Here is a 9369-nt window from a genome sequence, read left to right as displayed (position 1 = left end):
CCACACGAATTGCTTGATTCAGTTGTTAAAGAGCGGTTGGTTAAGCTTTCGCTCAACCGAGGCGCGCATTCTACAGCAGCCTCTGTTGCTGTCAAGCGGTTATTTTAAGATGTTTTCAAAGTTTCCTCTGTAACATCAACCACTTGCGCTTTCGATCTCTCGTTAGCGGGAGGCGAATTCTACAGCGTTACACGCTGCTGTCAACACCTCATTTCCTGCTTCGATGACTTGAAGCTGACACCGCCGAAAACCGTACAACTCATTGAATCTCAAGGAGTTTTCCGTTTCGACTGCGCCGGAAGTGGGGCGAATTATAGACAGTTGCGTTTTCGAGTCAAGGGTTAATTGATCAAACCTATCAATTAACCCTGAACCAGCCTTACTCCGCTTTTAGCGTGATGCGCGCAAAAGCCTTCTTGCCGGCCTGACACACATGAGTCGAGCCCAGTACATATATATAGGTGCGATCAACAACCTCACCATCTATACGCACACCACCCGACCCCAGCAGGTCTCGCGCCACGGCAGAATTCTTCACCAGCCCCGCCTTATTAAGGACGGCGGCAATCGGCATATCCTCAGAAGCAGTCAACTCAACCTCTGGCAGATCATCAGGCAGCTCGCCATCTTTCATGCGATTGCCGGCACCACGGTGCGCATTGGCAGCAGCCTCTTCCCCATGGAAGCGAGCCACAATTTCTTCAGCCAGCTTGATCTTGATATCACGAGGGTTAGCACCGGCGTCAACCTCAGCCTTGAATGCATTGATTTCGTCCATGGAACGAAAGCTCAACAGTTCAAAGTAGCGCCACATCAGAGCATCAGGTATGGAAACCAGCTTGCTGTACATCACACCTGGCGCCTCCTGGATACCGACATAGTTACCCAAGGATTTGGACATCTTCTTGACGCCATCCAACCCTTCAAGCAGAGGCATTGTCACAATGCACTGTGCTTCCTGGCCGTAGCCACGCTGCAGCTCACGCCCCATCAGCAAGTTGAATTTCTGATCTGTACCACCAAGCTCCACATCTGCCTTTAAAGCCACAGAGTCATAACCCTGTACAAGCGGATAAAGAAACTCATGAATAGCGATAGGCTGATTAGTGGTGTAGCGCTTATCAAAATCGTCGCGCTCAAGCATACGAGCAACGGTGTATTGAGAGGTAAGACGAATGAAGTCTGCTGGCTTCATTTGATCCATCCAGGTGGAGTTAAAAGCCACCTCGGTTTTGGCAGGATCAAGAATCTTGAATACTTGGGTCTTGTACGTCTCGGCATTATCGAGCACTTGCTCTCGCGTCAACGGCGGACGCGTAGCACTTTTCCCGCTTGGATCGCCAATCATCCCGGTGAAATCCCCTATAAGGAAAATCACGTGATGACCCAGCTCCTGGAACTGACGCAGCTTATTAATCAGTACGGTGTGCCCCAAGTGCAGATCCGGTGCTGTAGGGTCGAATCCAGCCTTAATACGCAACGGCTGACCGCGCTTGAGCTTCTCAACCAATTCAGACTCGACCAGTACCTCTTCGGCACCACGCTTTATTAGCGCTAGCTGCTCTTCTACCGACTTCATATCAGACCCGTAAGGCTCAAATTCAAAGGGAACCAACATACAAGATCAGAGACTAATTACAAGTTTTGACCGGCATACGGCCCACTATCCGTCGGTGAATAGCTCGTAGACTTGCTTCAAGGGTGATTTGGTTATATTTTATACAGTTATTTCATCTTCACCGTGCCAGTCATCTTTTCCAATTCATCCTTTATTCAAAGTCAAATTATCTATGACCAGTCAGCCGCCTAAAGCGCCACCGCTTTATCCGAAGACCCACCTGCTCGCAGCAAGTGGTATCGCCGCCCTTCTAAGCTTGGCTTTGCTGGTATTTCCTTCCAGCGAAGTTGAAGCCAAAAGAACGAACCTCAGCCTTGAGCTGGAAAGCCCTGCTGAGCAACTGACACAAGAACAAGACGCTTCCGATCTCGTTCAAGCCACAAATGAAGTGAGTCCGCCTCCATTTGCCGAAATTGACCCGCCTCAAAACTCCACGGTTAAAGCTGAAGAAGACAAATCTCCCAGCCACCGCGAAGTCCTCGTAGCCAAAGGCGATACGCTCTCTACGCTTTTCGAGAAAGTCGGCCTGCCTGCGTCTGCAGTGCATGAAATTCTGGCCAGCGACAAGCAAGCCAAGCAGTTCAGCCAATTGAAACACGGGCAAAAGCTCGAGTTCGAAATGACCCCAGACGGCCAGCTGAACAACCTTCACAGCCAAGTTAGCGACCTTGAAACCATAACCCTCAGCAAAACCGCTAAAGGCTATTCATTTCGTCGTGTAACGACATTGCCGACAGTACGCTCTGCTTATGTGCACGGCGTCATTACCAGCTCCCTTTCTGCATCTGGCCAACGCGCAGGATTACCTCACAGCCTGACAATGGATATGGCCAAGGTATTCGGCTACGACATTGATTTCGCTCAGGACATTCGCCCTGGCGATCAGTTTGAAGTGATCTATGAACAGAAGGTCGTCAACGGTAAAACCGTAGGCACTGGGAACATTCTTTCTGCCCGTTTTACCAACCGCGGCAAAACCTTTACAGCAGTGCGCTATACCAACAAACAGGGCACAAGCAATTACTACACCGCTGATGGCAACAGCATGCGCAAGGCCTTCATCCGCACACCTGTGGATTTCGCCCGAATCAGCTCGCGTTTCTCAGCAGGTCGCAAACATCCAATTCTTAACAAGATTCGTGCACACAAGGGCGTCGATTACGCAGCCCCACGTGGCACGCCAATCAAAGCAACCGGTGACGGCAAGGTACTCCTGGCGGGACGCCGTGGCGGCTACGGCAACACCATCATCATTCAGCATGGCAATACTTACCGTACGCTTTATGGCCACATGCAAGGCTTTGCCAAAGGCGTGAAGACGGGCGGCTCCGTGAAGCAAGGCCAAGTGATTGGCTACATCGGAACAACTGGACTTTCGACCGGCCCTCATTTGCATTACGAGTTCCAGGTCAACGGCGTACACGTTGACCCTCTTGGCCAAAAGCTACCCATGTCTGATCCGATAGCGAAAGCAGAACGTACGCGCTTCCTGCAGCAAAGCCAGCCATTGATGGCTCGCATGAATCAGGAAAAGGCCACCCTCCTGGCCTCGAGCAAGCGCTAAGCAATGGCTCTCTATATAGGCGTGATGTCCGGAACCAGCCTTGACGGTATGGACATCGCGCTGATTGAACTCGGGGCGAACATTACACTGCTGGCCACTCATTACATCCCTATGCCCGAAGACCTCCGCAGCGAGCTGCTGAGTCTATGTGCCAGCGGGCCGGACGAAGTGGCACGTAGCGCCATTGCAGAAAACCACTGGGCAAGGCTAGCTGCCCAAGGGGTCAATGACCTGCTCTCGCAGCAAAAACTCGCCCCTGAACATATCCGCGCCATAGGTAGCCACGGTCAGACCATACGTCACGAGCCCGCCCAAGGCTGGACAGTGCAAATTGGTAATCCCGCTTTACTGGCTGAGCTAACAGGCATAAGCGTGGTCAGCGATTTTCGGCGCCGAGATGTCGCCGCCGGCGGACAAGGAGCACCTCTTGTTCCTGCATTCCATGAAGCCCTGTTTACACATGGATCCGCTAATCGTGCGGTATTGAACATTGGCGGCTTCAGTAACTTAAGCCTGATAACAACAGAAAAACCTGTCGCAGGATTCGATTGCGGCCCAGGGAATGTTCTGCTTGATGCCTGGATACAAGATAAGAAGGGTGAGCTGTACGACCGCAGTGGTCAGTGGGCAGCCAGTGGCGATATAGAACCACTGCTTCTTGAGTCTCTGCTGCGCGACCCTTTCTTCCAGACCCAAGGCCCAAAAAGTACCGGCCGAGAAGTATTCAACCTCAAGTGGCTGAAACAGCATCTACTGGCTCTGCCTAGCTTTGCCGCTAAAAACGTCCAGGCAACCCTCCTTGAGCTCACCGCATTGACCATCGTGCAGTCACTGCAAGCGGCTCAGCCACACACAGATGAACTCCTTGTTTGCGGTGGAGGCGCTCACAATGCGGCACTCATGACTCGCTTGAAGCAATTGCTCCCGGACACTGAGGTCAATAGCACAATGGCCAGAGGTGTTGATCCTGACTGGGTTGAAGCCATGGCTTTTGCGTGGCTTGCCCACTGCTGCCTTGAAAACATCCCCACCAATCGCCCCAGCGTTACGGGCGCACACGGCCTGCGTGTACTGGGCGCGATCTATCCGGCCTGACAACGGCCCACTAAAGGCCAGTTAGCAAAACGCCGCGAATCTACGCGGCGTTGAGTGTGACACCTACTCTGTGCAATCAGATCGAAAACGAAGACCCACAACCACAAGTAGTGGTGGCATTAGGGTTTTTGATTACGAAACGAGAGCCTTCCAGACCTTCCTGATAATCCACCTCGGCACCTGCCAAGTATTGGAAGCTCATTGGGTCAACCACCAAGCTAACGCCCTCGCGCTCAACAATGGTGTCGTCATCGGCTACTTCTTCATCGAAAGTAAAACCGTATTGAAAACCGGAACAACCGCCGCCCGTTACGAAAACTCGCAACTTCAGACGATCATTACCCTCTTCATCGACCAGGCTCTTCACCTTGTGCGCAGCACCTTCAGTGAATTGCAAAGCCATGGGGGTGAAGGATTCGACGCTCATGCTGACTATCTCCCGGCGCTGTGCCGCCATAATGCGTGATGACGCGCATTATCCGCTTCTCCCAGAAAAGCGGTCAACTATTTGAAGAGCAGCGGCAAGTTTTCAGCAACAAGCTGCAAGCTAGAAACCGAAAATTCTCTTCCCTAGCAGCTTGCAGCTGCTTCTAAGGCAACATCCCTGCATGAGAAAGGCCAAGACGCTCGTCAAGACCGAATAGGATATTCATGTTCTGAACAGCCTGACCCGAAGCCCCTTTGACCAGGTTATCGATAACCGACAGCACGACAACCAGATCTCCTCCTTGCGGACGATGTACCGCAATCCGACATACGTTGGCACCCCGAACACTACGGGTTTCCGGATGACTGCCCGCAGGCATCACGTCGACAAAAGGCTCATTGGCGTAGCGCTTCTCGAACAAAGCTTGCAGGTCGACAGCATGGTCAACCACCGTCGCGTAGAGCGTGGAGTGAATACCACGGATCATCGGGGTCAAATGCGGCACAAAGGTCAAGCCGACATCCTTACCGGCTGCACGGCGCAAGCCCTGACGAATCTCGGGTAAATGCCGATGCCCTTTAACGGCGTAGGCCTTCATGCTCTCTGACGTTTCGGCATATAACGACCCCACGCTGGCACCACGTCCTGCGCCACTTACACCGGACTTACAGTCAGCAATGAGCATGGAGGTATTGGCCAGCCCTGCTTCCAGCAAAGGCAGGAAGCCCAATTGAGTTGCCGTTGGATAACAGCCCGGCACAGCAATCAATCGAGCTTGCTTGATTTGCTCGCGATTAACCTCTGGAAGACCGTAAACCGCTTCCTTCAACAACTCAGGTGCACCGTGCGGCTGACCGTACCACTTGGCCCACTCATCGGCGTCCTGCAAACGGAAATCAGCGGAAAGATCGATTACCTTGGTGCCTGCTGCCAGTAGTTCACCTGCCAGCGCATGGGCGACGCCGTGGGGCGTGGCGAAAAACACAACATCACAGGCAGCCAGCGTTTGTGTATCCGGGACACTGAAAGCCAAGCCGTCGTAATGACCGCGCAGGTTGGGATACATATCGGCAACTGGCAGGCCCGCTTCAGATCGAGAAGTGATTACAACCACCTCAGCCTGGGGATGCTGAGCCAGCAAACGCAGTAATTCGACTCCGGTGTAACCCGTGCCGCCGACAATACCGACCTTGACCATAACCTGCCCTCAACGAAACAACTGGAAAGCCTCTGATAATAGGGACAGAGCGCCCATGCGACAACTGCCAAGGTGACTCCCGGGCGCTCTACTACTACTATTTGCCCTACCGTGAACCTGGGAATAACTAAAAATGCTTTATCTATGGCTCAAGGCCTTTCATATCATCAGCATCGTCTGTTGGTTTGCCGGGCTGTTTTACTTACCACGCCTGTTTGTTTACCACGCTCAAAGCGAAGACTCTGTCAGCAAAGAGCGATTCAGCCTGATGGAGCGCAAGCTGTATCGCGGCATCATGGGCCCAGCAATGATCGCCACACTCATCTTCGGCGGCTGGCTGCTCTACCTTGCTCCAGGCTTCCTCAGCCAAGGGTGGATGCACGCCAAACTGACGCTGGTATTTCTGCTCATCGGTTACCACCACATGTGTGGCGCACAGGTAAAACGCTTTGCCCGTGGCGAAAACACTCGTAGCCATGTGTTCTATAGATGGTTCAATGAAGTACCGGTGCTGTTCTTGATTGCTATCGTCATTCTGGTGGTGGTCAAACCGTTCTAAAATCCCCCCCTTCTGCGAGGTCTTCAATGTCACTGCCCGTCCAGCTTGAACAATGCTTGCGTCTGCCGGTAGTGGCAGCCCCCATGTTTCTGATTTCCAATCCACAACTCGTGCTGGCCTGTTGCGCTAATGGCGTTGTAGGCAGTTTCCCTGCACTCAATCAACGCGAGAGCAGTGGTTTCAAGGCATGGCTGGAGGAAATTGAGGCGGGTCTGGCCTCATTGAAAAATCCAGCGCCCTACGCGGTTAACCTGATTGTGCATAACAGCAACCCGCGCCTACAGGCTGATCTGGCGATCTGTATCGAGCACAAAGTCCCCATCGTCATCACCAGCCTGGGTGCAGTGAAAGAAGTTGTAGATGCTGTTCACAGCTATGGTGGCCTGGTGTTCCACGACGTCACTACCCGACGCCATGCCGAGAAGGCCGCTGAAGCAGGAGTCGATGGCTTGATCGCCGTGGCGGCAGGAGCGGGCGGACATGCAGGCACATGGAGCCCTTTTGCCCTGGTGGCTGAAATTCGCCAATTCTTCGACAAAACGGTGTTGCTTGCAGGTTGTTTGAACCATGGCCACGAGATCTTGGCGGCGCAAGTCATCGGGGCGGATCTTGCCTACTTAGGCACGCGGTTTATAGCTACACAAGAAAGTCATGCACCTGACGAATACAAACAAATGGTTCTGACATCCCGAGCAGTCGACATCGTTCACACTGCTGCCGTTTCGGGTGTACCGGCAAGTTTCATGCGCCAAAGCCTCGAAAATGCAGGCTTTGACCTCGCCACATTGCAAGTTAAAAGCGAGAGCAGCACCGGTACCCGGCTCAAACCACTCAACGACGAAGCAAAAGCATGGAAGACCGTTTGGTCTGCTGGCCAAGGCGTAGGTGCCATCAATGATGTGCCTACTACGCAGCAGTTGATCACTCGACTCGATACGGAATACCGCGAAGCTATAAAGCGGGTGAATCGACTTCCTGATTGCTAAGCATCTTATTGAGACTCTGAGCCCGCCCTTTAGGCGGGCTTTTTTTTGAACGATAAATCTCCCCCAGTAACAAGGAAGCCTAGATGTCAGAACATGACCTGCAAACGCCCCCTGAAGTGCAGTACGCAAAACTGGAGTTTCTTGGCTTTGAAGCTCGGATAGGACGTTTACGCCTTATCGTTTGGCAACTGGGCTTGGCATTAATTTATCTGTCCTTATGCTCAGTTGGTCTTTTGATGGGATTGCAGTCGCCGATCATTTCTCTCGGGATTATCGGGGTCGGATCTATTCTTTATGTAATATTTAGCATCAGAATTACCGCTCAACGCTTGCACGACTTAAATTATTCCGCGTGGATGTTGCTATTCCAACTGGTGCCTATCGCCAACCTGATCTTCGGAATCATGGCGGTAGTGATGCCTGGCACCCCAGGCTCGAATCGCTTTGGAGCCCCTCCTCCGCCAAACAGCCGGACAGTTAAAATCGTAGGCTCGATTTTTGTCTTCATCTACTGTGTATTCATTGCCGGCATTGGTGCAATTGCAACCTCTCCACTGGCCTACATTTTCATCAGCGCAGTGAACAGCTTGAGCCTGTAGACTCTGTTTCTTTAAGAACGCGTTAACGCCAGGGACGTCATTGTCACCGGACAGCACCGTTGCGATGGAGAACAGCATGACCCGTTACGCTTTAATCACTGGTGCTTCCAGCGGTATCGGCCTGGCCTTGGCTGAAGCCTTGGCACGCCGTGGCCGCAGCCTGATTTTAGTGGCCCGCCAACGTGACGCACTCGAAAGCATTGCGCTCGAGCTGACCCAACGTTTCGGCGTCGAGGTGTTGTTCCGGGCCTGCGATCTGGGCGAACCGTTGCGTCTCTCTGGCTTTCTGCTGGAACTTGAAGAAGGTGATCGTCAGATCGACCTGCTGGTCAATTGTGCTGGCATTGGCACCTGTGGCCCCTTCCTGGCGCATGACTGGAGCGCGGAACAAGACCTGATCGAACTTAACATCCTCGCGCTTACCCGGTTGTGTCACGCAATCGGCAATATGATGGCGGTGCAAGGTGGTGGGCAAATTCTCAATGTGTCTTCCATCGCGGCCTTTCAGCCTGGTCCGTGGCTGAGCACGTACTACGCAAGTAAAGCGTATGTCCTGCACTTTTCCGAAGGTTTACGTGAGGAAGTAAAGAAAACGGGCATCAAAGTATCGGTGCTTTGCCCTGGCATTACCCGTACTGGCTTTTTTGAAGCGTCCAAGATGAATGCAGAGGCGATCAAGCAAAATTCCGCTTGTATGACCCCCGAAGAAGTTGCGCTTTACACGGTGCGCGCGCTGGAAAAAAACAAAGCACTCATTATTCCGGGTCGACGGAATCGCTGGCTAACACGCATCCCGCGTGTGCTGTCACGATGGATGACACGAAAAATAGCGGCCTCTGTGAACAAATCCTATTGCCCCCGTTAACGCGACTGGGCGTAACTCGCTCTGCTGAGTACACTCAGACCGGACTTCACTCACGGAGACACTGCTTTGGATACCCTGTTTACCAAGATTATCAACCGTGAAATACCTGCAAAGATCATCTATGAAGATGATCAAGTACTCGCTTTTCACGATATAGCTCCACAAGCACCGATTCATTTTTTGGTTATCCCCAAAAAACCGATCCGTACCCTCAACGACCTGACCGAAGAGGACAAGCCACTGGCAGGGCATATCCTGTTCACTGCCCAACGGCTCGCCAAAGAGCTGGGCTGCGAAGACGGGTTCCGGGTGGTAATGAACTGCAATGAAAAAGGCGGACAAACGGTCTACCACATCCATATGCACGTTCTGGGTCAACGTCAGATGAACTGGCCGCCGGGCTGATTGAACGCTGCGCCATACCGTGGGTGCACTGCTGCGCCCACGTCTGCAGAACA

10 protein-coding genes are annotated in these 9369 nt (G+C 52.7%); 7 read left to right on the top strand and 3 right to left on the bottom strand.

The features are described 5' to 3' along the window. Positions 1-379: 379 nt before the first annotated feature. Positions 380-1579, bottom strand: a complete 1200-nt coding sequence (tyrS, locus tag EQV93_RS06545; protein ID WP_122784205.1) for a tyrosine--tRNA ligase — start codon at positions 1577-1579, stop codon at positions 380-382. A gap of 211 nt (positions 1580-1790) precedes the next feature. Between tyrS and EQV93_RS06540 the strand changes: the two genes are divergently transcribed. Both EQV93_RS06540 and EQV93_RS06535 read left to right on the top strand, forming a co-directional pair. After that, complete coding sequence (locus tag EQV93_RS06540; protein ID WP_122784199.1) at positions 1791-3182, top strand: peptidoglycan DD-metalloendopeptidase family protein; 1392 nt, start codon at positions 1791-1793, stop codon at positions 3180-3182. A 3-nt stretch (positions 3183-3185) separates the two neighbouring features. Then, entirely contained in the window at positions 3186-4277 is a 1092-nt protein-coding gene (locus EQV93_RS06535; protein ID WP_240891157.1) for an anhydro-N-acetylmuramic acid kinase, read from the top strand. 76 nt (positions 4278-4353) lie between these two features. On the opposite strand, the gene erpA is transcribed toward EQV93_RS06535, so the two are convergent. After that, positions 4354-4704 carry an iron-sulfur cluster insertion protein ErpA gene (gene erpA / locus EQV93_RS06530; protein ID WP_003444456.1) on the bottom strand — a complete coding sequence of 117 codons (351 nt, stop codon included), beginning with the start codon at positions 4702-4704 and terminating at the stop codon, positions 4354-4356. A 163-nt stretch (positions 4705-4867) separates the two neighbouring features. After that, entirely contained in the window at positions 4868-5902 is a 1035-nt protein-coding gene (gene argC, locus EQV93_RS06525; protein ID WP_122784197.1) for an N-acetyl-gamma-glutamyl-phosphate reductase, read from the bottom strand. A gap of 133 nt (positions 5903-6035) precedes the next feature. On the opposite strand from argC, the gene hemJ reads away from it, so the two are divergent. The 5 genes from hemJ (at position 6036) to EQV93_RS06500 (ending at position 9316) form a co-directional block, all read left to right on the top strand. Next, on the top strand, positions 6036-6461 hold the full coding sequence (hemJ, locus tag EQV93_RS06520) for a protoporphyrinogen oxidase HemJ (RefSeq protein WP_122784196.1): 426 nt from the start codon (positions 6036-6038) through the stop codon (positions 6459-6461). A 26-nt stretch (positions 6462-6487) separates the two neighbouring features. Further along, positions 6488-7447 (top strand): NAD(P)H-dependent flavin oxidoreductase, encoded by a 960-nt coding sequence (locus tag EQV93_RS06515; protein WP_122784195.1) that lies wholly within the window; start codon positions 6488-6490, stop codon positions 7445-7447. An 83-nt stretch (positions 7448-7530) separates the two neighbouring features. After that, on the top strand, positions 7531-8046 hold the full coding sequence (locus EQV93_RS06510) for a DUF805 domain-containing protein (RefSeq protein ID WP_146386087.1): 516 nt from the start codon (positions 7531-7533) through the stop codon (positions 8044-8046). 76 nt (positions 8047-8122) lie between these two features. Next, a complete protein-coding gene (locus tag EQV93_RS06505) occupies positions 8123-8911 on the top strand; it encodes an SDR family NAD(P)-dependent oxidoreductase (protein WP_122784193.1) in 789 nt (262 codons plus the stop codon). 66 nt (positions 8912-8977) lie between these two features. Continuing rightward, on the top strand, positions 8978-9316 hold the full coding sequence (locus tag EQV93_RS06500; protein ID WP_083369746.1) for a histidine triad nucleotide-binding protein: 339 nt from the start codon (positions 8978-8980) through the stop codon (positions 9314-9316). Positions 9317-9369: the final 53 nt, after the last annotated feature.

Source organism: Pseudomonas sp. TMW22091, assembly GCF_022496705.1.
Classification (GTDB): domain Bacteria; phylum Pseudomonadota; class Gammaproteobacteria; order Pseudomonadales; family Pseudomonadaceae; genus Aquipseudomonas; species Aquipseudomonas saxonica.
This window is presented reverse-complemented; position numbering and strand designations above follow the sequence as displayed.

What these genes read in the sequence shown, in the direction of transcription:
- tyrS (WP_122784205.1), bottom strand. Translation starts at nt 1,579, where the DNA reads ATGAAGTCGGTAGAAGAGCAGCTAGCGCTAATAAAGCGTGGTGCCGAA.
- EQV93_RS06540 (WP_122784199.1), top strand. Translation starts at nt 1,791, where the DNA reads ATGACCAGTCAGCCGCCTAAAGCGCCACCGCTTTATCCGAAGACCCAC.
- EQV93_RS06535 (WP_240891157.1), top strand. Translation starts at nt 3,186, where the DNA reads ATGGCTCTCTATATAGGCGTGATGTCCGGAACCAGCCTTGACGGTATG.
- erpA (WP_003444456.1), bottom strand. Translation starts at nt 4,704, where the DNA reads ATGAGCGTCGAATCCTTCACCCCCATGGCTTTGCAATTCACTGAAGGT.
- argC (WP_122784197.1), bottom strand. Translation starts at nt 5,902, where the DNA reads ATGGTCAAGGTCGGTATTGTCGGCGGCACGGGTTACACCGGAGTCGAA.
- hemJ (WP_122784196.1), top strand. Translation starts at nt 6,036, where the DNA reads ATGCTTTATCTATGGCTCAAGGCCTTTCATATCATCAGCATCGTCTGT.
- EQV93_RS06515 (WP_122784195.1), top strand. Translation starts at nt 6,488, where the DNA reads ATGTCACTGCCCGTCCAGCTTGAACAATGCTTGCGTCTGCCGGTAGTG.
- EQV93_RS06510 (WP_146386087.1), top strand. Translation starts at nt 7,531, where the DNA reads ATGTCAGAACATGACCTGCAAACGCCCCCTGAAGTGCAGTACGCAAAA.
- EQV93_RS06505 (WP_122784193.1), top strand. Translation starts at nt 8,123, where the DNA reads ATGACCCGTTACGCTTTAATCACTGGTGCTTCCAGCGGTATCGGCCTG.